The following is a 24,971-nucleotide window of genomic DNA, read 5'->3' as shown; positions in this document are numbered from 1 at the left end:
TAAATATATTCACCCCTAAAAAGTGACACCCCCATGGATGCCCGCCCGAGAAATCACCCCCCGATGCTCGAGCATGCGGATTTCATCATCCGTCTTGCCGACCATCGTGATTGTCCGGCCATCGTCGATTTTTTCCGGCGCAACCGCGACACCCACGCCCCGTTCACCCCCAAGCGTCCGGAGAGCTTCTACTCCGATCCCTTCTGGGAGATGCGGGTCGAAACCAATCGAAAACTGTTCGACCAGCAGCAATCCTGCAATCTGTTTATCTTTACGCACGACAGTTCGCGCGTGCTGGGTGACATCAACTTCTCAAGCCTCAATAGTTATCCCGCGCACAGTGCGAATCTGGGCTACGCGCTTGATCACACCCTATGGGGAAAAGGCACCATGCACGATGCCTTGAAGCTGGCAATCCAGTTTGCATTCCAGCATTTCAATCTGCATCGCATTTCTGCCAACCATATTCCGGACAACGCGCGCAGCGAACGCCTACTCGCCAAGCTGGGATTTGTGCGCGAAGGTTATGCAAAGGACTATCTGCTGATCAATGGCCTGTGGCACGACCACGTGCTCAACAGCCTTACACGCAGCAACTGGGAAGCACGCGATCACACCCGGCCATTGGTTGTGAACGGCACAGGCAAACCTGAATAAGGCACCAGTCGGACGCAGCGAAGTAAATCGACTAAAATGCGGGCTTGCTTCAGAAAGCCCGCCCATGTCCGACGCTTCGTTGTTCCGTAATCGCCTGTTTTCCCGCTTCTGGCTGTCGCGCATGTGTTCGGTCAGTGCCAACCAGATGCTCGGCGTTGCCATTGGCTGGCAAATGTACGATCTGACCCACAGTGTCATCGACTTGGGCTATGTAGGGCTCTTACAGTTCCTGCCACGCTTGCTGCTGGTTCTGCATGCGGGTGAATGGGTCGACCGCCATGATCGCCGCAGGTTGATGGCACTATCGCAGTGTGTACAAGCTGCCGGTGCCGGTTTGCTGGTATTTGCCATGCTTAACCACTGGATCAGTCGCGAGCTGATTTTTATTGCTTCACTGGCAGTGGGGGCTGGCCGAACAGTCGAGATGCCCGCATCGCAGGCGGTTTTGCCGCATCTAGTCGACCAGGCCATCTTGCCGCGTGCGGTTGCCGCCAATGCAGCCTCATCACAAGCAGCCATTATTGCAGGTCCGGCCATCGGCGGATTTCTGTATGCTTTCAGTGAAACCGGCGTATTCGGACTCACTACCATCCTGATGACGCTGGCCATTATCTTTTCACTGAGCCTGCCAACCGTACCAAATGGACAGGTCACCCAGGGCTCGCGTCTCGACTCCTTGCTGGCGGGCATCCGCTTCATTCAGTCACATCCATTTCTACTCGGTGCCATTTCGCTCGACTTATTTGCTGTACTTCTCGGCGGCGCGACTGCACTTCTACCCGTGTTCGCGCACGATATCCTGCACGTCGGCCCCTGGGGGTTGGGCTTACTGCGAGCAGCCCCCGCCATGGGCGCGCTCTTGATGTCTTTCTATCTCACGGCTCATCCGCCATCGCAGCAGGTTGGCCTGAAGATGTTTGTCGCCGTGGCTATTTTCGGCCTGATGACCATTCTATTTGGTCTGTCAGAATCCTTCTGGTTATCGCTTGCCGTGCTGATCGTCATGGGTGCGGCAGATATGGTCAGCGTAGTGATTCGCTCGGCGCTGATGCAATTGCATACGCCAGATGAGATGCGCGGCCGCGTGGGTTCGGTCAATTCGTTATTCATCGGGGCATCGAATCAGCTGGGAGAATTCGAGTCCGGGGTCACTGCGGCGTGGTTTGGCACGGTTGGCAGTGTAGCGGTCGGCGGCGTAGGCACACTGCTGGTGGTTGCGCTATGGATGCGCGGCTTTCCGGCGCTACGCAAGGCGGATAAGCTGGGGCCATAAAGACACCGGCAAAGCAGGAAGACACAGTGCCGACCTGTTTACTCGATGGGTATCAGGTCCGCACAGACTCGCGGCCGGTGCTCAAACTGAGTGGAAAGAATGACCGCCGTAGAGGTCGTACCAAGCTGGCCGAGCGACTTCAGCACTGCCTGTAAATGTTCAGGGGAAGTCAGTGCCACTCTTAATTGCGCGCAATGATTGCCCGTCGTGGCATGCGCGGCCAGCACTTCAGGATGCCGGCTTGCCCATGCATCCAGTTCATCATGCGATTGCACGGTGACATTGATCAGCGCCTCAAAACTATATCCCAAGGCGCGTAAGTTGATATGCGCGCCATACCCCTTGATCACACCCGCTTCCTCAAGGCGACGCACGCGCTCCCCCACAGCAGGCGAAGTCAGATGAATCCGGCGCCCGATTTCAGACAGGCTGATGCGCGCATCCTCCTGCAGCAATGCGATCATTTTTCGATCGTAACTGTCTAATTCAAAAGTCAAAGCAAACCTCGGCAAACACTTTCAATTGTAGGCCTTGTACCCCGAAATAACCTTAGAAGTGCCATGTGACGCAGACAGTCCAGACTCTATCATGTTCCATCTTTTGGGGAGGGAACATGTATCACGACGGCATGATCGAAATTCGGACCTACCAGCTGAAACCCGGCTGTGGTGCGCGCTTTCATTACTTGGTCACAACACAGTCAGTCCCCCTGCTGCGCGCCGCAGGCGAAGTCGTGCTTGCAGCGAACCCATCCCTGCATAGTGACGATCGATACATCCTGATACGTGCCTATCGCGACCTCGCCCATCGGGAACAAAGCCAGAATAACTTTTATGCCAGTACAGCCTGGCGCCGGGGCCCCCGCGAAGCAATTATCGCCTGTATCGAAAACAGTATCGATGTCGTGCTAGCGGGTAGCCAATTGCTCGATCAATATTCTTCATTAATGGACAACTCATGAAACACGCATTCGACTTCCTGCTAGGCACCTGGATCATTGAAAACCAGCGTCTGCGCACACGGCTGCAGGGCTGCACTGAATGGGAAACGTTTACAGCGCATCAATGCAATCGGCCACTACCAGGCGGAATCGGAAATTACGATGACTTCATTGCAGAATCCTGGCGTCCCGGATTCGTTGGTATGTCACTGCGAATTTTTGATCCACGCGTTGAATGCTGGTCAATTTACTGGCTGGACAATGTCAGTGGCGGTCTGGATACCTCGGGCGTCTTGCTGCCACCGGTAGTGGGTAGATTCGAACAGGGCGTTGGCACTTTCGAATGCGATGACACACTGGATAGGCGTCCGATTCGAGTTCGCTATTCCTGGCTTGATACCGATTCGCCCACACCTCGCTGGGAACAGGCCATGTCTGATGACGGCGGCAAAAGCTGGGAAACCAACTGGATCATGATCATGCGACGTGCTGATGCGTAACGGATAGCGGATGAGGGCAGCCCTCTTTGAGGTTCAAGATAGGGGTGCCCCTTCACACCACACCCGACCAGTCCCAATCGGTTACAATACAGGGTTTGCTGAATCTGGCGTTTTTTACAGGATTGAATCATGCCCTCTTTTGATATTGTTTCCGAAGTCAATGAAGTAGAAGTCAAGAACGCGGTTGAACAAGCCAACAAGGAAGTGGGTAACCGATTCGACTTCAAAGGCTCCGACGCCCGCATCGAACAGGCCGCCAAGGTGCTGACCGTGTTCGCCGACAACGATTTCCAGCTCGAACAGGTCAAGGAAGTTCTGATGGGTAAGCTGACCAAGCGAGGCGTTGATGTACGCTGCCTGGATGAAGACAAGCTGGAAAAAATCAGTGGCAACAAGGTGAAGCAGGTTGTCACCGTCAAGGTTGGCGTAGAAACCGAGCTGGCCAAGAAAATCGTGCGCATCATCAAGGATTCCAAACTGAAGGTGCAGGCCTCGATTCAGGGTGATACCGTGCGCGTGACCGGACCCAAGCGCGACAATCTGCAGGACTGCATTGCACTGATGCGCAAGGAAATCACTGAATTTCCGCTGCAGTACCAGAATTTCCGCGATTAACCGCGTGTGCTGGCTAGCCTTTGTGCGCTTGGCCAGCAGCGGCTTCAAGAGGGAGGAACCATGTCTGACAACGATTTCAAAGCCGGCCTGAAGAAACTAGCCCGCTCGCGATCCGACCGCGCTATCGGCGGTGTATGCGGTGGAATTGCAAAGGTGTCCGACATACCGTCATGGATCATCCGTGCGGCATTTGTGGTTGGTGCCTTTGCAGGTGGCGCAGCTGCGTTCATCTACCTTGTATTGTGGATTTTGATGCCGGAAGAGCAGGACTAACGTAACTTTACGCAACGCATTGCAGATAAACTTCATCTGCCTGCCGGACAAGGGTATTCCTGTCTTCATACCGTATAATGAGGACGGTTGTTCTGTTTTTTGTGCAGACCCTTGCCCATCAGGAAAAAGAATGAAGTTCACACAGCGGGCCGCTCGGTTTGCATTGCGTTTATCAGGCTGGCAGCTCATCGACTTGCCGGAAGTGCCTAAAAAGGCCGTTGTCATCGGCTATCCCCATACCTCCAACTGGGATTTGCTGGCTGTCCTTTCCGGGTTGCTGGCTGTCGGGATTCGTCCGCGCTGGGTCGGTAAAGATACGTTGTTCAAAGGCCCGATGGGTCCGATCATGCGCTGGCTGGGCGGCGTCTCGGTCAATCGCCGCGAACGCACCGGCTTTGTCGATCGCATGCGCGAAGTCTTCGATCAACATGATGTCTTCCACATGGTCATCGCCCCTGAAGGCACACGTTCACGTACGGAAGGCTGGAAGTCCGGCTTCTACCGGATCGCACTAGCTGCGCAGGTGCCGTTGATTGCCGGGGTGACCGATTATCAGAACAAAAAATTGGGATTCGCAGCCGTGATTCATCTCACCGGCGACGAAGACTATGACATGGCGCAGATCGCCAAGGCCTATGAAGGCCAGAAAGGACGCTATCCGCAGCATGCATCCCCGATCAAGCTACTGAAGTAAACGCTACCCCACCACCCGCTTCACCGCCGCCCGCACCCGCTCCGCATCCATCTTCTCCATGCAGTCGAAATGCTTGAGCGGGCACTGGCGCTCGAAACACGGGCTGCAGGGTACGCCGAGCGAGACAATCTCGGCCTTATCGGTCAGCGGTGGTGTAAATCCGGGGCTGGATGAACCGTACAATGCCACCATCGGCTTATCCAGCGCCGCTGCGACATGCATCAGGCCGGAATCATTGCTCACCACCACCTTCACCAGCGACAGCAGATCAATAGCTTGATCCAGACTGGTTTTACCGGCCAGATCGACCAGTTCGACCTGCGCAGCAGACGCTATTGCCTGTGTATGCTCGACATCCTTGCCCGAGCCAAACATCCATACAGCATAGCCTTCAGCATGCAGCTGATCCGCCAGCGCCGCGAAGTGACGGGCAGGCCAGCGTTTCGCCGGGCCATATTCAGCACCCGGACAAAACGCCACCACAGGGCGATCCAGCGACAGCCCCTGTGCCACACGCGCGGCATCGGCACGCGCAGGATCAATGGCGAAACGCGGTGAGCCGACTGGCTTATGCACAGGCCCACCCTTCGCTTCCGCCAGAATTGCAAAGCGTTCCACCATCATCGGCAGTGCGGCTTTATCCAGCGGCCGTGCGTCATTGAGCAGACCGTAACGCGCCTCGCCGACAAAGCCCGTCCGCCGGGCAATACCGGCAAACCATGGCAACAGCGCAGATTTAAGCGAGTTCGGCAGTACGATGACCTGATCAAACTGTCCACGCATCGATCGCCCCAGCTTCCAGCGGTCTTTCAGACGCAGCTGGCCGTGCGCAAAGGGATTATCCAGCGTGGCATCCACTTCCGGCATACGGTCGCCGAGTGCACGTGTCCAGGCAGGTGCCATCACCGTAATGTGGCAGCCCGGACGGGTGTCTTTCAGGCGACGGTACAGCGGCTGCGCCATCACGGCGTCGCCCACCCAGCTCGGGGCGATGATCAGGATTCGGTCGGTCATGGATGGGTCTGGCAGAAGGGCAAAAGAACATAACAAAGGCGCTACGATGCACTCGCAGCGCCTTGCAGGAATGGCGCAAATTAGTGGCCGTGCGCGACTGCGCCGCCCTTCAGTACGTAGTGCGTACCGCAGTATGGGCACAGCGCCTTACCGGTTTTGCCGATATCCAGATAGACACGCGGGTGAGCATTCCACTTCACCATGTCCGGCATCGGGCAGTGCAAAGGCAGATCCTTGGCGTCGACTTCGATGTGGGTCTGGGTATTTTCTTTCAACTGGGTCATGGTGCGATCCTGTTCCAAGATGCGGAAATGGGAGCCAGAATGGCTCAAAGCGTTTCATTTTAGAACAAACTGGCTGCCAAGTCGCGGGAATAGCAGCAAACGCCACAGATTTTCACGCGACGGGTATTGGTTGGATGGATGTCTCGTGTCAAACTCGCCGCATCAAACAAGGAGATGCCCCGTGACCATTGCCTATACCTGCATGTTGATCGCTGTCGTGATGCCCTACATCTGGATTGCACTGGCCAAAGCCACCATCCGCTACAACAATCACGCGCCACGCGTTCAGGAAGACAAACTGGAAGGGTGGCGCGCACGCGCCCACTGGGCGCATCTCAACAGTTTCGAGGCCATGCCGGGCTTTCTGGCTGGCGTTTTACTCGCCGCCCATGTCGGCGTACCCGCAGATACCGTGAATACGCTGGCCATCGTATTTACCGTGGCACGTGTCGCCTATGGCCTGTGTTACCTGAAAGATCTGGCCGCATTGCGCTCGATCGTATGGTTTGTCGGTCTGGGTAGCGTCATTGCGCTGTTCGTCAAAGCCATCCAGCACTGATCAATATTCCGCCACATTGCATCCACCCATTTAAAGCCGTATCGCCATGACGTTTGACGTAGCTATCCTCACTGATGCCGCCCACCTCGCCCCTGATCTGGACGCCCCTTACAACTGCCAGATCCTACTGGAAGAAGCGTGGCTGATTCATCATCTGGCCTCGCATGGGCTGACGGCCAAGCGCGTCGCGTGGGATGACCGCAGCATCGACTGGACGCAGATCAAGGGTGCCGTCCTGCGCAGCACCTGGGATTATTTCGAGCGTCAGGCCGAATTCATCCCCTGGCTGGAAGGGGTGGGCAGACTGACCCGTCTCGTGAATCGCTACGATCTGCTGCAATGGAATCTCGACAAACATTATCTGGGTGACATGGCCGAGCAGGGCGTGGCTATTGTGCCGACCCTGTACATCGAAAAGGGCGAATCCGTTGATCTGGCTGCACGCATGCAGCAGTTCGGATGGACAAATGCGATCATCAAGCCGGTGATTTCCGGTGCTGCCCGCCTCACCTTCCGCGTCGATGCAGAGAATATCGCCGACATGCAGGTTCAGATCGACAGTATTCTGAAAGACGAAGGCATGATGCTGCAGCCTTTCATGCCATCGGTGATGAGCGAAGGCGAACTGAGCCTGATGGTCATTGACGGCAAGCATACGCACGCCATCCGCAAAACGCCTAAGGCCGGTGACTTCCGCGTACAGGATGATCACGGCGGTACGGTTCACCCGTACTTTGCCAGTACCGAAGAAATCGCCTTCGCCGAGCAGGCTGTGGCTGCATGCCCAGTGGTGCCGGCCTATGCCCGCATCGATCTGGTGCGCGACAGTAAAGGCCAGTTGCGGATCATGGAAATGGAACTGCTGGAGCCGGAACTCTTCTTCCGCTTCTGCCCGGATGCCGCCCGCCAGCTGGCAGCGGCTATTGCTGCACGTCTGGCCTGAGTATGCGCGCACGATATCGCGCCAAGGCAGCGCTGGCCGCATTCGGGGGTGACTTTTCCGCCCTGTACGATACCCGCACGCCGGAGGAAATCCGCGAGGCGTTAATGCGCTATGTGACAGCACTGGGCTTTCACTATTTCCATTATTCGGTACGATGCAATTTACGCAACGAACCCACGCAGTTCACCATGAGCAACTATCCGCAGCGCTGGCAAAATCGCTATGCCAAGCGCGGCTTCGAAAATTTCGATCCGCCGGTTCTGCACTGCAAAACACGGGTGACACCCATCATCTGGACCAACGAGCTCTACCACGACGAAACAGCGCGCAAGATTCTCGCGGGTGGCCGCCAGTACGGTTTGAATGTCGGCGTCAGTTATCCGGTGCATGCGGTCAGTGGCGAACTGGCTATTTTCAGTCTGGTCACCCGCGAGGAAGAAGATATCGCCCAGCAGTGGATTCGTCCGATGCTGGCCACCGGACACCAACTGGCACTGCACCTGCACGAGGCCGTCATGCAGATGATGGAAACTGCACCAGAAATGGGCGAACGCCGCAACAGCTGCCTGACGCCACGCGAAACCCAGTGTGTGGAACTGGCTGCGCGCGGCATGACCGCCCGCGAAATCGCCAGACAGCTTGAGATTGCCGAAACCACCGTCATCTATCACTTCAAGCGGGCAGGCGAAAAGCTGGGCACCACGGATCGCACCCGGATTGTGGCTAAGGCAATGGGACTCGGCATCATCGCCTGGGAAGAAGGGAATAAAGCCCCGCCTCCCCGACCGCAGATCAACCGCTCAACCGCACGCTGATCGGTCCGGGAACCCCGGCACGGTATCGCGGTCTACATTCATATCCGGTTCAGCCCCACGCAGGCAGACTTCGGCCAAGCACTCGATTCACACAAGACATCTCGTCTCAAGCAACACAAAAGGCAGGCTTATCATGATCACTCGTTTCAAACTCGCCACACTCTCCGTTGCAACACTGACTGGCGTTTGCATGCCGATCGCCGTGCATGCAGACTCTTACACGGATTACGGCAAGGTGACGCGCGTATCGCCCCAATATGACCGGGTCAGTGTGCCGCGCAAGCACTGCACATCTGAAACCATCACCGAAACCCGTCGCGGAGGGGATGAGCGTTCTTATGGCGGTGCAGTGGTGGGCGCAATTGCCGGGGGTTTACTGGGTAGCCAAGTAGGTGGCGGCAATGGCAAAACGGCTGCAGCGGCGGTTGGCGCGGCTGTTGGCGCACTTGCAGGCGATCACATTGATAATCGTGATCGCCGTGAAACCGTAGAGGAAGTGCCGCGGGAAGTTCAGCGCTGCCGCCGCGTAGACGCCTATGAAGAGCGCGTTGTGGGCTATCAGGTCACCTACGATTACCGTGGTCAGCAATACACCACCTTCATGCGCAATGATCCGGGTCGTGAAGTGCGTCTGCGCGTGTCGGTTGAGCTGGATCAGTAAGGTCACACAAACAGGTACATCGCTTCTGGTTGATATACAGGTAAAATGACGTGCGAATCTTTTCCGACAAGCTGAGTGCCATCCGCGTGCGACACGCATCGATGATCGCGCTGCTTGCCTGCGCCCTGTGTACCTTGCCCGCAATGGCTAAAGCCACTGCTGACGATGCTGCACAAACCGCCAAGAAAATCACCGGCGGACGGGTCATGACCATAGAGCGCGTCACCGAAAAGGATCATGATTGGTGGCGCGTCAAGGTGATGACCAGCAAGGGACAGGTTCGCATCATTTTGATTGACGTAGAAACCGGCAAGCCGGTTCAGGAACCACATGCGCCTGCTGATCATTGAAGACGAAGCCCAACTGCGGCAATCCCTGAAATCCAGCCTGGAAAAAGAAGGCTATCGGGTCGATGAAGCCGCAGATGGCGAAGATGGCCTGTTTCAAGCCACTGAATATCCGCTGGATCTTGCAATTGTCGATCTCGGCCTGCCCAAAATGAGTGGCAAGACCGTGATTGAGAAATTACGCGCCAGCGGCAGTACCCTCCCCATTCTGGTACTCACCGCACGAGGCAGCTGGCAAGACAAGGTCGCCGGCCTCGAGGCGGGTGCAGATGATTATCTGGTCAAGCCCTTCGAATTTCCGGAGCTGCTGGCGCGCGTCAAGGCACTGCTGCGACGCAGCCTCAAGAGTGCCTCCGACAAACTCGACTTCGGCCCGATCAGCATCGACTTTTCCGGCCAGCAAGCCTATCTCAAGGGTGCGGAACTGGAGCTGACCACCTTTGAATACCGCATGCTGGAAATGCTGGTACGCGAACGCGATCGTGTCGTCAGCAAACAGCAACTGGCTGACTACCTCTATCCCCACGATGAAGACCGTGACAGCAATGTCATTGAAGTACTCATTGGCCGGCTGCGCCGCAAACTCGATCCAGACGGACTGCTCACCCCCATCGAAACACTGCGTGGTCGTGGCTATCGTTTTATGCTGAAGACCGCATCTTGAGCACTAAGCAGCACCGCGGCATTTCCATCCGATTCCGGCTGATTGCGGGTGCCTCCTTGGTACTCGCCTTCTTCCTGATCGGCGCCGCGTTCTCGCTCGAACGAGCCTTTACCGAAAGCAGTCGCAGCAATCGCTTCGCCAAGTTGCAAAGCGATGTCTTTTTGTTGATTGCCGCCACAGAAATCGACCAGCAAGGTTTACTGGTCATGCCGTCGCATCTGCAAGATGAGCGTTTCATGCTGCCCGGTTCCGGACTGTATGCCAGTGTATCCAATCCCAAAATGAATGAGGAATGGCAATCTGCATCATCCATTGGCAAGCGCGTACCGTATATCCGGAAGCTTGATCCCGGTCAGTGGCGTTTCAAGGAACTTACCGATGGCAAACAGCGTTATCTGAATGCCAGCTGCGGCGTACATTGGAGCGAAGGCAAGGCCAGCGTCGATCTGACGTTTTCTGTCAGCGAGGATGTGTCCGACTTTCAGGCCGAGTTGCGCGGCTTCCGCGAAACCCTGTGGGCCTGGCTGGGCGGCACCGCACTGATGTTGTTGATTGCACAGGCCGCACTGCTGGGCTGGGGTCTGGCGCCACTTGCTCGCGTTGCACGCGAGTTACGGGATATCGAAGAAGGTAGGCAATCTGCTATTGAAGGGAAATACCCACAAGAGCTGGCTGGTCTTACCTCGGGCTTGAACGATCTGATCGAACAGGAGCGCGCGCGCCAGAAACGCTACAAAGACACGCTGGCCGATCTGGCGCATAGCCTGAAAACACCGCTTGCGGTGCTGCGCGGCGCGTTGCAAACGCCAACCGACCTCGAACAAACGGTCGATGAGCAGGTGCAGCGCATGGACAAGATTGTGCAGCACCAGCTTGGTCGTGCTGCCGCCAGCGGCACGGCGACCTTTGCGCCCAAGATTCTGTTGCGCCCGATTCTGGTACGCATTACCGACTCACTGGCTAAAGTGTATCGTGAGCGGCAGCTCAGCTTTACCATTGCCTGCGATCCTGAACTCATGGTTCGGATTGACGAGGGTGACGCCTTCGAGACGCTGGGCAATCTGCTTGATAATGCCGGCAAGTGGGCAAAGGGTCAGATTCAGGTAACCGCAGCGTTCGACTCCGGCCATCTGCGTATTGAAATTGAAGATGATGGCCCCGGCATTGCCGATCCGGAACTCGTCCTGCAACGCGGTGGTCGCGCCGACGAACATGTGCCAGGTCATGGCATTGGCCTCACCGTAGTGGCAGATATCGTAGCGGCCAACGGTGGCACCCTGACCATTTTGCATAGTCAGACGCTAGGCGGGGCGCTGATCCGGCTAGACTTCCCCACCATCCGCCCTCCTTCGCAAAAGCTCGCTGGTCAGCTGACCCGCTTTGACCGCCCTCACTGACATCTGTTTGTCACGTAACTGAGGCACGATGCGGCCACTTGAGACCTTCGCCAGGAATCGGTGGCTCCAGCCCGGTCGAGCCTGAAGCATCGGGCACCAGTTTCCTGCACAGCGCCCATCCACAGATGGGCGTTTGTCATTTCCGGCACCAGCACTTTCAATTGCGTTTTTACCCTGACCTTAACCGATTTTATGTCTACGATAAAAAGTCAGACGTGCATAAAGTCGGACAGCTGCGCCGCGAGCGCATCCGGCAACAGGGAGATTCTCATGGGACATATGGAGGCAATTGCCGAAGGGCTCGACGCGTGGTCGATCGAATCCATCTGCCGGGGTGAGCACCCCGATCCATTCAGCGTCCTCGGACCGCATCACGATGGCAAACGCCTGTGGATTCGTGTCTGGCAACCCGGCGCCCTTCAGGTCAATGCCATTGATTCAGTGGGACACGTACTGTCGGAATTATCACAGCTCGATCCTAGAGGGTTATTCGCAGGTGTGCTATCCACGGACGACACCCGCCCCGCCTATCGCCTGAGTGTGTTGCGTGAGCAGGGAACACAGGAACTGGAAGACCCTTACCGCTTTGCACCATTGCTGCAACAGGATGATCTGGCTGCATGGTCAGCCGGTCAGCATGCAAAGCCATGGGAAATATTTGGCGCACAACTATGCGATGTTGCAGGCACGTCCGGTTGCCTTTTTTCGGTGTGGGCACCGAATGCGCGCCGCGTAGCCGTTACGGGTGACTTCAATCGCTGGGATACCAGCCTGCATGCCATGTACCTGCATCGGGATGCCGGTATCTGGGAGATTTTTGTGCCTGGCGTACAGGCAGGTATGCATTACCGATTCGATATCATGAACTGGCAGGGACGCCACGAACAGCATAATGATCCCTTTGCACTGGAAGTCTCCGATTCACCTCAATTTCTGTCCGTCGTCACACGGCACGTTCCGCGCACCGCCGCGCGCGCGCTCATGCCAGCCGGCGCAGAATCAGCCGTCAGCATCTACGAACTTGATCTGGCAGCATGGCAAACCGCATTTGGCCCCACACAAGGCAATTGGACGACGCTGGCCGCCAATGTCCTGCCCTGCGTACAGTCGCTTGGCTTCACGCACATTTGCCTGCTGCCCCTGTCCAGCCATGTACTGGAAGGGATACAGGGGCTGCGCAGCGTAGATCGCTTCGCGCCTGCGCCGCGCTTTGGCACGCCCGAAGGCCTGCATCACTTCGTAGCCGAAGCGCATCGTGCAGGCATTGGCGTGATCATGGACTGGAGCGCCACGCTGTTCCCTAGCGATCAACACGGGCTGGGGCATTTCGACGGCACCCATCTATTCGAACATCCCTGTCCGCATGAAGATTTCGTGCATGCCGCACCACGATTCAACTATGGACGGCCAGAGGTATCCAACTACCTGATGGCCAGCGCACTCTACTGGCTGGAACATTACGATCTGGATGGCCTGCGCCTGCATGGACTTTCCGCCATTCTGTACAACGATGATGCACGTCCGGCTGGGGAATGGATTCCGCATGGGCACAGCGGCCTGGAAAATCTGGATGCAATACATTTCCTGCAAAGCCTGAATCGGCGGATTGCAGCCTGTAAACCTACTGCAATTGTGATTGCCGAAGAGGATACAGCCTTTGCGGGTATTACCCGTTCAGCAGAATTTGGAGGATTAGGATTTCACTACAAGGCCAACGACGTCTGGCTGAATGACACGCTCACTTACTTGCGACGCCAGCCATCACATCGCCGATTCCATCATCACGAAATTACATTCGGCCCCTCGGCTGCGCACGCCGAGCGGCATCTACTGTCGCTTTCTTACCGACAGCTTGGAAAAGAACTCGGAGCGCTCTACAGCAAAATGCCGGGCGATGGCGAGATACGCTTTGCCAATCTGCGTACATTTCTGGCCTTTATGTGGTGTCACCCAGGCAAAAAGTCGCTGTTTATGGGCAGCGAATTTGCGACGCCTGCTCCCTGGTTGCCGGAAAAGCCCTTTGATCGATCTCACGAACAGGCGCCGGGGCATCGCGGTATTCGGGCGCTGGTTGCCTGCCTGAATCGATGCTACCGGGATCACGCTGCGCTGCACGAACTGGATTGCAGCGCGGGCGGATTCGAGTGGATTTCACAAGATGACGCAGACCATGCCACGCTGGCCTTTGTGCGCCATAGCCATACCGGAGAGAGCGTGCTGGTGATCTGCAATTTCTCGCAGGATCGCCACCCAGAATATCGGGTTGGCCTCCCGAGGCCGGGCACCTGGCAACGCATCTTGCATACAGAGGATGCTGCCTTTGAAGGCAGCGGCCAAGTCGGCCCCGACGCGCTTCAGTCTGAAGACATGGCGATGCATGGCAAGCCGGTCAGTGCCTGCTTGCCCATGGCACCACTCTCGGTATGTGCGTTTCAGTTCTGTGCGTCGGATGCGGGATAACGATTCCCGCGTTCGATCATCACACCCACGCGACCTACCTCGTGCAGGATGCCGAGCTTGGTGACGCACACCTTGACCCATGGCGAGCCAAAATGCTGCATGGTATCGGCCGCAATATGCTCGGCCAGACGTTCCAGCAACAGAAAATGCTGCTCGGCCAGCTGCGCACGCAGACGATCCACGACTTGGGCGTAGTCGATCGTATCGTTGAGTTCGTCGGAAAAACAGGCCTTGGGTGAAGGCATGCCAATTTCCAGATCAATCTCGACCACCTGAGGCGCGATACGCTCCCAGTCATACACCCCGATCAGGGTCTTGGCTTTCACGCCATGCAGATAAATGATGTCCATACTTTGACTCGCTACAACACAGCGTGTGGACCAGATGCGGTCGGCGCCGGATAATCACAGGCGTGCATTCAGCGCCACGCCCGAACGGTAAAGACGTGCAGTGACGGCAAACAGGCCCTACAATGCTCAACCCGCCATTGTAAAGGAAATCCTGATGTCGCCCTATGTCTTCGTGTTGATCGCCTACCTGATCGGCTCGCTTTCTTTCGCCGTGATTGTCAGCCGGGCCATGGGCATGGATGACCCCCGCAGTTATGGTTCGGGTAATCCCGGTGCCACCAACGTACTGCGCAGCGGCCGCAAAGTCGCGGCGCTACTGACTTTACTGGGCGACACACTCAAGGGTGTGATCGCCATGCTGATCGTTATTGCCCAGCATGCCGACGACTCACTTCTGGCCATGACCGCGCTCGCCGTCACCATTGGTCATATGTGGCCCATCTTTTTCAGATTTCAAGGTGGTAAAGGTGTCGCCACGGCAGCAGGCGTATTGTTCTGCATAGACTGGCGTCTTGGCATGATCGTCCTGACCGTCTGGCTGCTGCTGGCGTTTGTGCTGAAAATTTCCTCGCTGGCAGCCATTATCGCCGCCCTTGTCGCCCCCATTGCCTGCTGGTTCCTGCTTCCGGGACATCAGGCAATCTTTGGTGCCGTACTCGCGATTTCTGCCTTGTTAATTCAGCGCCACAAACAGAACCTGCTCAATCTCATCTCAGGAAAGGAAGGGAAAATTGGCGAAAAATCAAACACTTCCGAATCTGAAAACCAATCATCCTGACAGGCCTGTGTGACTCTTTGACGACGAATGTTGTGTTCTGAAAGCGCACCGCAACCAGAACACAACACTCCCGATTTTTCCTTGAATCGTCGTTTTGCTCGTCTATTCTCCAAGCTCCCTCTGCGAAAAGCATGACAAGGAGCATACGATGCACGACCCGATTGGATTCTTTCAAATACAGGCGTTGCGACTGTGTCACCTACTTGGCCAACGCCGTGATATCACCATCATGCCCGAGCTGGATCGCGATATACCGCCATTTCTGCGTAAGGCGGGTCAGCCGGGATCGCGCCTGCACGATATCCGCTGGCAGGTTGAAACCCGCGCGCATTGATCACTCATCGTCAATAAGCAACAGCGAGTGTCGTTCAGGCACTCGCATTTTCACCAAGCAGTCACTAGAATTCCTCATCCCGTGATTGTTTGAGTTAGACCATGTCCACCACCCGTTTTGCCGGCAGCGATCGGTATATCGCCACTCAGGATCTGATGCTGGCCGTCAATGCAGCCATCACGCTCTCTCGCCCTTTATTGATCAAAGGTGAACCGGGCACAGGCAAAACCATGCTGGCCGAAGAACTTGCTGCCTCGCTGGGTAAACGCCTAATCCAGTGGCATATCAAATCGACCACCAAAGCGCAGCAAGGCTTGTATGAATACGATGCCGTCAGTCGCCTGCGCGATGGTCAGCTGGGTGATGCAAAGGTGCACGATATCGGTAACTACATCGTGCCGGGCAAACTGTGGGAAGCCTTCACGGCGGACGAGCAGTGCGTACTGCTGATCGACGAAATCGACAAGGCAGACATCGAGTTTCCCAACGATTTGCTGCGTGAACTCGATCAGATGAGCTTTTTTGTCTACGAAACCGGACAAACCATCACCGCCAGACATCGCCCCATCATTATCATTACCTCCAACAACGAGAAGGAGCTGCCGGATGCATTCCTGCGTCGCTGCTTCTTCCATTACATCCGCTTCCCGGACCCGGAAACGATGCGAACTATCGTAGATGCACATTTTCCAGATCTACGTAGCGAGTTACTGAACGAAGCATTGCAGCAGTTCTACGCGGTTCGCAATCTGCCCGGCCTGAAGAAAAAGCCCTCCACATCCGAACTGATCGACTGGATTCGACTGCTGCTCGCCGATGACACCGATCCGGCCACACTCAGACAAGCCGATCAGCCCCCACCCATGACAGGCGCCTTACTGAAAAACGAACAGGATCTGCAGCTACTGGATCGATTGATCAAAGTGGTTCAGGGGCGTCGATAGCACTAGGTTCATGATTCACAGTCGCGGCAAATGCCTCCCCACGCGGAGATATCAGGGCATTTGTCGTGATCACCCCCTGAGAAAGCGCATCCACCTCCGGGACAGGCTCACATTCATCCTTTTTCATCTTCTGGCCATCCTGGCAGAAATACACGGAAACGGGGCGCCGGGAGGGATGCAGGAAGCGCAGCATATCGTTCGCATGCTCCACATACATGGCTCGTGCGAGTAAAGGCGGTGAGAAATGCTGATCACTACGTGTCATCAGCCAGTTGTATAGCTTGGGTCTACCTTTTACGCTCGCCGCTTTTGTAACTTTGTCATGCGAGCCATGAAACCCAAGCGATGCGGTACGTAAATCCGCATTTGCAGAAAATGCACGTACCTTCCCCCCCATGAACATGATCGCACAGGACGACGCACAGCGACCTTCAAGCAGTGTGGCCACTCCGCTGGATTCAATTTGGGCGGCAATACTATACCCTGCCTTGAGGTCTCCACCCCGACTGTCTCTGAACAACACACGCTCGACTTGCCCGGCGGTCATCATGTCAGCAAACAGCGAAGCGTCCTCCGGCACGACAGAACCAGAGACAATCAGCGTTGTACCTTCCATCCGCATCGACATTGCCTGCACAGATAGGCTGTGTACACTCGCCAGCCAAATGATTGGAATCAAGGTGTGCTTCAAATGTATTTTCCGGAAAAATGTTGGTGATCTGCCGCATGAGCAGCGGCAAGTCTGCACGAATTGAGCCTGATCAACTACACTTGTCACGCAATCCCGTATTGTTTGCCATGAAATGCAAGATGTTTGCACGATGCGTCACTATCGCATGGTGCGGCCTGCCCCCATCATTTGCCCCCGAAATGGAGTTTTCATGAACGCACGTCGTCAATTCATGTTGAAGCTGATCCCGGCTGCCGGTCTCGCAGCAGTTGCCCCGCGCCTGCTGGCTGCAGGTCCGGACAAAGTGTCCGAAGCAGATCAGCAAGCGCAAAGCCTGGGTTACAAGTTGGATGCCGGTAAAGTCGACAAGTCCAAATTCCCCAAGTTTGCAGCTGGTCAAGCCTGTTCGGGTTGCCAATTGTTCCAAGGCAAGCCGGCTGACGCCTTTGCACCTTGCCCGATCTTTGCCGGCAAGCTGGTTGCAGGCAAGGGCTGGTGCAGCGCCTGGGTGAAGAAGGCCTAAGCGCCATCCTGCTCATCGAAAAGGCAGCCACATGGCTGCCTTTTGTTTTTTCACCATCTACATTTCAGATCCAAACTGAATTTACAGGTTTTTTATTCGTGCCTTGCTAAAGTCAATGTCAGGCCATTGCACGGGATGACGCACCAATAACACGCGGCACAAGCACCAATACGGTGCAGGCGAGCATAGCACACCAAATCAATAATAGCTTTAAAATCAGCTGGTTATGCAATTTATCATTGCTGGCACAGCATTTGCTGACAGATGAGTCAACAACACGATGCTATCGCCCTGCACCACTGGACATCACCCCGTCCAGTACATGACAACCCGCGGCTCAACAAGTGCAAGGATCGATACCAGCGATCACCCCGGGCACCGATTTTCATTTTTGCACTTCCCATTATTCAAAGGACCCTGACATGCAAATCAAGACTCGCCTGACCTCCAAATCGCTTGCCCTGCTGATGACATCGGCGCTCACCATGGGTATCGCCCACGCTGAAGATGCAGCCCCAGCCCCTGATTACACCTTCACGGGCAACGCCAGCCTGACGTCTGAGTACATTTATCGTGGCATTGCGCAAACCAACAACAAGGCCGCCATTCAGGGTGGATTTGATTTTGCGCACAAGAGTGGCTTCTATCTGGGCACCTGGGGCTCAAGCATCAGCTGGCTGTCCGATGCAGGCGCTGGTAGCTTCCCTACCGAGTTGGATGTATACGGTGGTTACAAAGGCGCGGTGACAGATGACATTGGTTTTGATGTAGGCGGCCTGCAGTACTACTACCCAGGCAAGCTGAATGATGGCTTTTTCAATCCGAATACGTTTGAAGTCTACGGCGCACTCACCTGGAAGTTCGCCACACTGAAGTATTCGCGTACGACAGGCAACCTATTTGGTACGGCAACCGCCACCACCAACAGTCACGGCAGTGGCTATGTTGATCTGACGCTGGCACCCGATCTGGGTGATGGCTGGATTGCAACGGCTCATATCGGTCGCCAGACTGTGACACATTTTGGTGATGCATCCTACAACGACTGGAAACTTGGAATCGCCAAGGATGTAGGCGTTGGTACCGTATCTGCCGCTGTCAGCGGCACCAATGCCAAGGGTGATCAGGGCGAATTCTATCGCAATGCCTATGGCACCAATCTGGGCAAGACCCGCTTTGTACTGAGCTTTACCAAGACAATGTAAATCACACCTTACGGGGTCGCCCCAACAGGCGACCCTGTTATATCCCACGTCCTCTTGCAGGCATACGCCGCTTCGCGCATCATCCCGTCCGTTCTGCAATAAAGACGGGAAAACCATGTCCGGCCAGCACGGTCTGCGCATTCGCGAACGGATCACCCACACCTTGCGCACCTCGAGCCAGCATTGGACGTATCCATGGCTCACGGGTTGTCTGGCGTTTTTGTCTACCATTACCGTTATGATGCCGGTATCAACCATTTTGTCGGTTGCCGTCCTCATCAATCCACGTCGATGGCTGACGCTCTATATCTTCACCACACTGGGTGCATCACAGGGCGGAGCACTGCTCGTTTGGGCGACTCAACTTTATGGCCTGGATCTACTGGACACACTGTTCCCTGGCATCATGGCTGGCGACACGTGGCAGCATGCTCAGACGCAGGTGGGACGCTATGGTGCCGCCGCAATTGCAGTGATCTCTGCCACGCCATTCCCGCAAACACCCGCCCTGATTGTCAGTGCCCTTGCGGGCATGTCTCCGCTTACCGCCATGCTGGCTCTGATGATAGGCAAAGCGGCCAAATACGGGGTGGTTGCGATCACCTGCTCACGCTTCCCGCATTTACTGACCCGCTGGTGGCCGCACAATCGGTGAGGTCACTTTGTGATTCGCCATATGGCCTAGATAGGCGATCAGGTCAGCCAACTCGCCATCATTCAGAATGGCGCGATCAAAGGTCGGCATTTTGGCCGTTGGCCAGGTTCGAATAGACTGCGGATTACGGATATATTTGGCCAATATATCATCACGGAAATATTCAACCGGATTCATCGGCACATTTAAGTCCGGACCAAGCCGCGCATCCCCCGCGAGATTCAGCGTGTGGCAGGCAAAGCAATGCGTGGTAAACATCTTGAATCCATGCTGCACCCGCTCTCCGGCATCCTTCGGCACAATCATTGGCCAGCGTTTGACCAATGGTGCCTGTACGGAGATTTTCACAATCTGGTAAGGCCATTGCTCAGGTACGATTTTGCCTGCCTCCGGCTGGGTCCACACCAGATAAAACGGGCCAGCACTTTCTGTTTGATTGGGCAGCTTGGGCCAATGCTGCTTACCTTCAATCGCCAGCCACGCACGCGCGCCCTTCTCATCCTGAGCCAGCAATGGTGCGGCAGACAGGGTGGCTGCAAAACCATCGGCAGCAATAAACTGAACCTCATCATCCGGCTGAATACCTGCTTGCCGCAAAAGATGGGCCACAGGAATCGCCTGGTATCGCATAGGCTGGTGATAGGCCACATCGTCTGGTATCACGATGCTGGCAACACGCTCTCCCGCCACCAGTCGCGCCCCTTTAAGCTGTTCGACTCCCTTGGTGCCCCGGATTTCCAACGTCGCGGCATTCGCCACCAGCGCTGCGCCAAGCAAACTGGACGTAAACAAAGTAGTCAGCTTATTCATAGTGGATGTCTCACTCCCTCGAGTCTACCGCCCAGATGAATCAACACGCAGTCGATGTTCAGGCTATATATTTGAATTACATCGCAGGACAATATCATGCCTGATTTACCCTTTGCGCTGATTGCTGTCTTGGTAGCTGCAATCATCGCCGCCCTGTCTCTCGCACGTCATGCAGTGCTGAAGCAGTGCCGCCAAACCGTATTAGTGACCTACGCCAGTCAGTCAGGGACGGCTTATACCATTGCAAAACACACTGTTGCTCATTTGCAGCATATCGGCCTGAGCACACGTCTTCGTCCCATACATGCGCTCAAACCCACTCAATTCGGACGTTATGCAGCAACACTTATCATCGCCAGTTCATTTGGCCAAGGCGAGCCGCCTGATCATGCCCGCCCTTTTCATGCGCATTTGGCGCACTCGATAGACCTGTCAGACGTATGTTTTGCGGTGCTTGCACTTGGCGATCATCGCTATCAGCACTTCTGTCAATTTGGACGATCCATTGCAGCATGGATGCAGGCAAACGGTGCAAAGCTGATCTGTCCGGTCATCGAGGTGGATAACGAGTGCAAAGATGCGGTAGAGGCTTGGTACAAAAGGATTCAGAAAATAACAATCGACAGACACTGAAAGTCAAGCAATGCAAAATTTTCCGCAACAAATTGCACAATAAACTCATCTTTTTTGCAACACATCCATTCCAACCTCCCTCCATTCAGACCTATCCCTATACAATTCGGCGCGCCTTGCTCTGCGTTTTGGCAAGCAAGGGCAAGTCGACACAAAAAATAAACAGTGTTGTTCAGCAGTACGATTTGAGGAGAAGGTGCTCATGCAGCCCATGAAGAAACTCGCCCTGGCTCTGGCTTTAGGGCTTCCGGCATTGCTGGCCGGTTGTGGTGTCGGAAGCAACGACACATCCACTCCAGCTCCGACGCTCGAAATGAGCGCATCTGATAACACAGTGCTGGTTAACCAGATTATCAATTTCTCGGCCATCCAGCCTAGCAATGACCCGAACACAGCCAAGTACAGCTGGGATTTCGGCGATGGTACCAGTGCCTCCGGCGCAGCCGTCAGCAAATATTTCAGCAAGACCGGCGACATCACCGTCACCGTCACCGCCAGCAATGCAGGCGGCACGACTAAGGCCACAAAAGTGGTGCACGTGATTACGGCCCCGGTGGTTGCGCGCGCCAACAATACGCTGCTGCCTGACTGCGCGGGCGTCAATTGCGCCATCGATGCCAAGGGCAAGTATTCGGGCTCGGGCGTCGGCGTCTGGCGTTATCACAATGCAAGCGCCGGTACTGCCAATGTAGATGTCGCGATTCCGGGCGTACCCGCCGGGAAAAACGTGACTTTGGTCTTTACCAATGGCACAGCCTATAGCTCAAGCACCCTGCCAGACACCGGCCTGCGTGCTGATATCACCGACGCGGGCAACGATGCGGGTGCAGGACAATTGCCGTCTACGCTTGAAGAGCGTGATGATGCATTCCACTCGCAGATCTTGCGTAAGAGTCAGGACGTGGCTGCCAAGCTGCCTGCGCTCAATACCCTGCCTCGCGCTGCATCCACGGTGCATGCGAACTTCCGCGCCCGCGCAGTCACTCAAGTCAAAAAGGGTGATACCCACACCTGGTACGACACCTTTGTTGACACAGGTGCTGTTGGTCACAAATCCACCGTTTACGATACATGCGAAGGCGCCAACGGCCGTCGTATCGTCTTCTGGCTGGATAGCGCAGCTCAAGCTGCAGTGGGCGTCAACAACCCGTCCATGAGCACCCTGATGTCGACGTTCTGTGGCTCGCAAGGCGGCTTCGCTCGCACAACCGCCATCATGGGCGATGTGTGGGGTCTGAAAGAGACTGAAGGTTACGAAGACTATGTGATCCAGGATCAGGCAAATGCACCGGCCGATGTCAATGTTGCCATCGTAACAGTACCCTCAACCGTCGGTTGGGCTGGCTACTTCTGGGGTGTCAACACACTGACAACCGGTTATGCACAGTATGCCTTGCAAGATCCAACGGTCATCTCCAATGAGGCCAATGTCTTCTTCGTCAATGCAGGTACATTGCTGGAGAGTCCGTCATTCGTGGTATCCACTTTGAATCATGAGCTGACCCACATGATCAACTGGTACCAGCGCAATATCGTGAACGGATTGCGTCACGCATCGTGGCTGGAAGAAACCTCCGCCATGATGATTGAAGACATCGTGGTGCCGAAGCTGCAAAAGAACAACTTCAAGATCCTGAACGGCCGTATGCCCAGCTACTTCTACTCTGGCGCTGGCACCGACTACATCAACTGGCCTTCCTTGAGCGGTCCTAACTATGCGATGGGCGGTTCCTTCGGTGCATTCCTTAACCGCCGCTACGGCGTGAAGCTGTTCAAGCAAATCCTGACAGATTGTATGGACACAGGCACACCGATCAGCAGCTACAAGTGTCTGGATGGCCTCATCAAGCAAAATGGTGGCGCAGGCATTTCCGATGAGCTCGTCCGCATGGGTACCACGGTTTATGGCGGCATGCCTGATACCCAGGCTCCATTCGGATACGGCTACCCGACCATGCAGTCCGATGACTACACCCTGTATTCACGCAATACTGCAGCCTTTGACGGTATTCGTCCTGCCACGTCGCCCAAGCTGAAGAAATTCAGCTCGACCTCGCATGCGTACATTACCGACACCGACAGCACGCACTTCACTGCTGCTGGCTACGTCCGTAACAAGGTTGCCGTACCTGCAGGTACAACGCTGACGATCGTGGTTCGCTAAACTCGAGTCATCATTAAATGCGAAGCCGGTTCACCGTGAGGTGCACCGGCTTTTTTATGGGTGCGATATCGGTGTGCAGCTTGACATTTCAGACGTATCCCTGTGCAATACGCACTTCGGAAACAAGAGAGGCGCCTTGCCCAGGCTAGGCCAGTGAGGGATTCGAGTCCCGCAGAACTGGTTGAATGGGGTGCAAGGCCGAAGCGTCGGGTTGCTTGAACAACCTGCCGCTGGTCACAGAGGCTGAATCCTCTGGACTGTCATCGCATCTGGCGATGGAGTGCTCTTGGCAAGTCTTTCGCATGCGCTCGCGCATGGTCTCGTCTTTGCCGCACTACACCCTCTCTCCGTCCCGAGTAATTTACTTTACGGAATGGAGAATCCCCTTGAAGCGCATTGCCCATACCAGTCTGTGGACTGCCCTGATTACCCCGATGCATGCCGACGGATCACTCGATCTGGCCAGCCTGACTGCCCTCCTGCACGAACAAGCAGCCGCCGGAAATGGCGTGATTCTGCTCGGATCGACCGGCGAAGGTGCCAACCTGTCGACCGAAGAGCGTAAAACCATCCTAACACACGCTACCGGCCTGAATCTGCCGATTCCTGTCATGACCGGCGTGGGCGGATTAGAACTGCACACCCAGCTGGAGTGGCTGGCCTTCTGCGAAACCTTGCCGCTCGCGGGCTATCTGATGGTGACACCAATCTATGCCAAGCCGGGCGCCAAGGGACAGGCAAAGTGGTTCCGCACCTTGATGGACGCGGTCAGCAAGCCTTGCATGCTGTACAACATCCCTTCGCGTGCGGGCGTTGCCATGCCGGATGAAACCATCGAATCGCTGCTGGATCATCCGAATTTCGCGGCAGTGAAAGAATCAGGCGGCGATCCTGCGCGCTTTGCCAGCCTGCAACAACGCTTCCCGCAGATTGCGTGGTACTCCGGAGATGATGTGTTGTTTGGCGAACACGCTCGCCTGGGCGCATCCGGATTGGTCTCGGTGGCCAGCAATGTCTGGCCACAGGAAACTGCGTACGTGGTCAAGCGTGCCCTGAGTGGTCTGGGTGGTGATGTGGGGCCGCTGCTGCGCGAAGTATCCGAATCCCTGTTTGCCGCACCAAACCCGATTCCAGCCAAAGCCATCATGCACGAGCAGGGTCGCATCAGCAGCCGAGAACTGCGCCTGCCTTTGTGTGCTGAAGAGCTGGCCTCGACCGAATTACAGCGCTTTGCTGACAGCCTGATCAAGGGTGCGGTACTGCGTCTGGCCGAACCATCTGTCGTTGCCTAAGCCTTCCATGGGGCGGCTCAGCCGCCCCTGATGTGTCAATCAAGCCACATCACACGCGCATTAAATAGACAATTCATTCTAGACAAACTATTCTACGATTCAGCCGCATTCAACTCCGACTGGATCGCCCGTGAACTTCTCCGCCAGCCCCAAACCCACCAGTGCCGAGCTAGAGCTGCTCCGCACCCTGTGGCATACCGGCCCTGCCACAGCCAAGCAGGTTCACGAACACCTCTTGCCCGAGCGTCCGGATCTGTCCTACGCCAATGTGCTGCGCCTACTGCAAATCATGCATGGGAAAGGATTGCTGCTGCGCGATGAAAGCCAGCGATCACATGTGTATGCACCGGCACAGGAGCAGGGCTCCATGCAAACCAGTCTGGTACGCGATTTGATCAATAAGGTCTTTGCAGGCTCAGGCAAGGCACTCGTTCTCACTGCATTGCGCAGCGGCCAGCTTAGCGCCTCGGAGCGGGCAGAAATCGAATCCCTTCTCAAAGACAAGCCGGAGTAAGCC

31 protein-coding genes are annotated in these 24,971 nt (G+C 55.8%); 25 read left to right on the top strand and 6 right to left on the bottom strand.

What is annotated here, in order from left to right; translation table 11 throughout:
- Positions 1–63 precede the first annotated feature (63 nt).
- Together KSF73_05510 and KSF73_05505 are read left to right on the top strand one after the other, a co-directional pair.
- Positions 64–657: a GNAT family N-acetyltransferase gene (locus tag KSF73_05510; protein MBV1775167.1), complete on the top strand. Its 594-nt coding sequence runs from the start codon at positions 64–66 to the stop codon at positions 655–657.
- Between the two features lie 64 nt (positions 658–721).
- Positions 722–1,930, top strand: coding sequence for an MFS transporter (locus KSF73_05505; GenBank protein MBV1775166.1), 1,209 nt, complete (start codon positions 722–724; stop codon positions 1,928–1,930).
- A gap of 38 nt (positions 1,931–1,968) precedes the next feature.
- On the opposite strand, the gene KSF73_05500 is transcribed toward KSF73_05505, so the two are convergent.
- Positions 1,969–2,394 (bottom strand): Lrp/AsnC family transcriptional regulator, encoded by a 426-nt coding sequence (locus tag KSF73_05500; protein ID MBV1775165.1) that lies wholly within the window; start codon positions 2,392–2,394, stop codon positions 1,969–1,971.
- Positions 2,395–2,543: 149 nt separating this feature from the next.
- On the opposite strand from KSF73_05500, the gene KSF73_05495 reads away from it, so the two are divergent.
- The 5 genes from KSF73_05495 to KSF73_05475 all read left to right on the top strand — a co-directional run bounded on the left by KSF73_05495 (position 2,544) and on the right by KSF73_05475 (position 4,952).
- Positions 2,544–2,891 carry an NIPSNAP family protein gene (locus KSF73_05495; GenBank protein MBV1775164.1) on the top strand — a complete coding sequence of 116 codons (348 nt, stop codon included), beginning with the start codon at positions 2,544–2,546 and terminating at the stop codon, positions 2,889–2,891.
- The gene (locus KSF73_05490) at positions 2,888–3,370 is read left to right on the top strand and encodes a hypothetical protein (protein MBV1775163.1); all 483 of its coding nucleotides are present in this window, start codon (positions 2,888–2,890) and stop codon (positions 3,368–3,370) included. The genes KSF73_05495 and KSF73_05490 overlap by 4 nt, the downstream gene beginning before the upstream one ends.
- A 129-nt stretch (positions 3,371–3,499) precedes the next feature.
- Positions 3,500–3,985: a YajQ family cyclic di-GMP-binding protein gene (locus KSF73_05485; GenBank protein ID MBV1775162.1), complete on the top strand. Its 486-nt coding sequence runs from the start codon at positions 3,500–3,502 to the stop codon at positions 3,983–3,985.
- A 60-nt stretch (positions 3,986–4,045) separates the two neighbouring features.
- Positions 4,046–4,258, top strand: coding sequence for a PspC domain-containing protein (locus tag KSF73_05480; GenBank protein ID MBV1775161.1), 213 nt, complete (start codon positions 4,046–4,048; stop codon positions 4,256–4,258).
- A 130-nt stretch (positions 4,259–4,388) separates the two neighbouring features.
- On the top strand, positions 4,389–4,952 hold the full coding sequence (locus tag KSF73_05475; GenBank protein MBV1775160.1) for a 1-acyl-sn-glycerol-3-phosphate acyltransferase: 564 nt from the start codon (positions 4,389–4,391) through the stop codon (positions 4,950–4,952).
- A gap of 3 nt (positions 4,953–4,955) precedes the next feature.
- Here KSF73_05475 and waaF read toward each other — a convergent pair whose 3' ends face one another.
- Together waaF and KSF73_05465 are read right to left on the bottom strand one after the other, a co-directional pair.
- Positions 4,956–5,966 carry a lipopolysaccharide heptosyltransferase II gene (gene waaF, locus KSF73_05470; GenBank protein MBV1775159.1) on the bottom strand — a complete coding sequence of 337 codons (1,011 nt, stop codon included), beginning with the start codon at positions 5,964–5,966 and terminating at the stop codon, positions 4,956–4,958.
- An 80-nt stretch (positions 5,967–6,046) separates the two neighbouring features.
- Positions 6,047–6,250: a zinc-finger domain-containing protein gene (locus KSF73_05465; GenBank protein MBV1775158.1), complete on the bottom strand. Its 204-nt coding sequence runs from the start codon at positions 6,248–6,250 to the stop codon at positions 6,047–6,049.
- Between the two features lie 181 nt (positions 6,251–6,431).
- Between KSF73_05465 and KSF73_05460 the strand changes: the two genes are divergently transcribed.
- From KSF73_05460 to glgB, 8 genes are all read left to right on the top strand, one after another.
- Positions 6,432–6,809, top strand: coding sequence for an MAPEG family protein (locus KSF73_05460; GenBank protein ID MBV1775157.1), 378 nt, complete (start codon positions 6,432–6,434; stop codon positions 6,807–6,809).
- A gap of 46 nt (positions 6,810–6,855) precedes the next feature.
- Positions 6,856–7,752, top strand: a complete 897-nt coding sequence (locus KSF73_05455) for a hypothetical protein (GenBank protein MBV1775156.1) — start codon at positions 6,856–6,858, stop codon at positions 7,750–7,752.
- A 2-nt stretch (positions 7,753–7,754) separates the two neighbouring features.
- Complete coding sequence (locus tag KSF73_05450) at positions 7,755–8,567, top strand: LuxR family transcriptional regulator (GenBank protein ID MBV1775155.1); 813 nt, start codon at positions 7,755–7,757, stop codon at positions 8,565–8,567.
- Between the two features lie 133 nt (positions 8,568–8,700).
- Entirely contained in the window at positions 8,701–9,228 is a 528-nt protein-coding gene (locus KSF73_05445; protein MBV1775154.1) for a glycine zipper 2TM domain-containing protein, read from the top strand.
- Between the two features lie 50 nt (positions 9,229–9,278).
- Positions 9,279–9,578: a PepSY domain-containing protein gene (locus KSF73_05440; GenBank protein ID MBV1775153.1), complete on the top strand. Its 300-nt coding sequence runs from the start codon at positions 9,279–9,281 to the stop codon at positions 9,576–9,578.
- Complete coding sequence (locus KSF73_05435; GenBank protein MBV1775152.1) at positions 9,559–10,239, top strand: response regulator transcription factor; 681 nt, start codon at positions 9,559–9,561, stop codon at positions 10,237–10,239. Before KSF73_05440 ends, KSF73_05435 begins: the two co-directional genes overlap by 20 nt.
- A 20-nt stretch (positions 10,240–10,259) precedes the next feature.
- Positions 10,260–11,636 (top strand): histidine kinase, encoded by a 1,377-nt coding sequence (locus KSF73_05430; protein MBV1775151.1) that lies wholly within the window; start codon positions 10,260–10,262, stop codon positions 11,634–11,636.
- Between the two features lie 270 nt (positions 11,637–11,906).
- Positions 11,907–14,096, top strand: coding sequence for a 1,4-alpha-glucan branching enzyme (gene glgB, locus KSF73_05425; protein ID MBV1775150.1), 2,190 nt, complete (start codon positions 11,907–11,909; stop codon positions 14,094–14,096).
- Here glgB and KSF73_05420 read toward each other — a convergent pair.
- Positions 14,069–14,446, bottom strand: a complete 378-nt coding sequence (locus KSF73_05420) for a dihydroneopterin aldolase (GenBank protein ID MBV1775149.1) — start codon at positions 14,444–14,446, stop codon at positions 14,069–14,071. The genes glgB and KSF73_05420 overlap by 28 nt on opposite strands.
- Positions 14,447–14,600: 154 nt before the next feature.
- Between KSF73_05420 and plsY the strand changes: the two genes are divergently transcribed.
- The 3 genes from plsY (at position 14,601) to KSF73_05405 (ending at position 16,502) form a co-directional block, all read left to right on the top strand.
- Positions 14,601–15,224, top strand: a complete 624-nt coding sequence (gene plsY / locus KSF73_05415; protein MBV1775148.1) for a glycerol-3-phosphate 1-O-acyltransferase PlsY — start codon at positions 14,601–14,603, stop codon at positions 15,222–15,224.
- A 148-nt stretch (positions 15,225–15,372) separates the two neighbouring features.
- The gene (locus KSF73_05410) at positions 15,373–15,558 is read left to right on the top strand and encodes a hypothetical protein (protein ID MBV1775147.1); all 186 of its coding nucleotides are present in this window, start codon (positions 15,373–15,375) and stop codon (positions 15,556–15,558) included.
- Between the two features lie 101 nt (positions 15,559–15,659).
- Positions 15,660–16,502: a MoxR family ATPase gene (locus KSF73_05405; GenBank protein ID MBV1775146.1), complete on the top strand. Its 843-nt coding sequence runs from the start codon at positions 15,660–15,662 to the stop codon at positions 16,500–16,502.
- On the opposite strand, the gene KSF73_05400 is transcribed toward KSF73_05405, so the two are convergent.
- Positions 16,477–17,181, bottom strand: a complete 705-nt coding sequence (locus KSF73_05400; protein MBV1775145.1) for a hypothetical protein — start codon at positions 17,179–17,181, stop codon at positions 16,477–16,479. The two genes, KSF73_05405 and KSF73_05400, sit on opposite strands and share 26 nt — an antisense overlap.
- Before the next feature lie 202 nt (positions 17,182–17,383).
- Here KSF73_05400 and KSF73_05395 point away from each other — a divergent pair, with 202 nt between their 5' ends.
- The 3 genes from KSF73_05395 to KSF73_05385 all read left to right on the top strand — a co-directional run bounded on the left by KSF73_05395 (position 17,384) and on the right by KSF73_05385 (position 19,555).
- On the top strand, positions 17,384–17,695 hold the full coding sequence (locus KSF73_05395) for a high-potential iron-sulfur protein (GenBank protein ID MBV1775144.1): 312 nt from the start codon (positions 17,384–17,386) through the stop codon (positions 17,693–17,695).
- A 422-nt stretch (positions 17,696–18,117) separates the two neighbouring features.
- The gene (locus KSF73_05390) at positions 18,118–18,900 is read left to right on the top strand and encodes a TorF family putative porin (GenBank protein MBV1775143.1); all 783 of its coding nucleotides are present in this window, start codon (positions 18,118–18,120) and stop codon (positions 18,898–18,900) included.
- A 115-nt stretch (positions 18,901–19,015) separates the two neighbouring features.
- Positions 19,016–19,555 (top strand): hypothetical protein, encoded by a 540-nt coding sequence (locus KSF73_05385; GenBank protein MBV1775142.1) that lies wholly within the window; start codon positions 19,016–19,018, stop codon positions 19,553–19,555.
- Here KSF73_05385 and KSF73_05380 read toward each other — a convergent pair.
- Positions 19,523–20,365 (bottom strand): cytochrome c, encoded by an 843-nt coding sequence (locus KSF73_05380; protein MBV1775141.1) that lies wholly within the window; start codon positions 20,363–20,365, stop codon positions 19,523–19,525. The two genes, KSF73_05385 and KSF73_05380, sit on opposite strands and share 33 nt — an antisense overlap.
- A gap of 96 nt (positions 20,366–20,461) precedes the next feature.
- Between KSF73_05380 and KSF73_05375 the strand changes: the two genes are divergently transcribed.
- From KSF73_05375 to KSF73_05360, 4 genes are all read left to right on the top strand, one after another.
- Positions 20,462–20,998 carry a flavodoxin domain-containing protein gene (locus KSF73_05375; GenBank protein MBV1775140.1) on the top strand — a complete coding sequence of 179 codons (537 nt, stop codon included), beginning with the start codon at positions 20,462–20,464 and terminating at the stop codon, positions 20,996–20,998.
- A 202-nt stretch (positions 20,999–21,200) separates the two neighbouring features.
- Positions 21,201–23,162, top strand: a complete 1,962-nt coding sequence (locus KSF73_05370; GenBank protein ID MBV1775139.1) for a PKD domain-containing protein — start codon at positions 21,201–21,203, stop codon at positions 23,160–23,162.
- Positions 23,163–23,548: 386 nt separating this feature from the next.
- On the top strand, positions 23,549–24,454 hold the full coding sequence (gene dapA, locus KSF73_05365) for a 4-hydroxy-tetrahydrodipicolinate synthase (protein MBV1775138.1): 906 nt from the start codon (positions 23,549–23,551) through the stop codon (positions 24,452–24,454).
- Positions 24,455–24,584: 130 nt separating this feature from the next.
- Complete coding sequence (locus KSF73_05360; protein ID MBV1775137.1) at positions 24,585–24,968, top strand: BlaI/MecI/CopY family transcriptional regulator; 384 nt, start codon at positions 24,585–24,587, stop codon at positions 24,966–24,968.
- Positions 24,969–24,971: the final 3 nt, after the last annotated feature.

It is taken from the genome of Burkholderiaceae bacterium DAT-1, from assembly GCA_019084025.1.
GTDB lineage: Bacteria > Pseudomonadota > Gammaproteobacteria > Burkholderiales > Chitinimonadaceae > DAT-1.
Note: the sequence above shows the minus strand (reverse complement) of the source record. Positions and strands in the feature narration are given on the sequence as shown.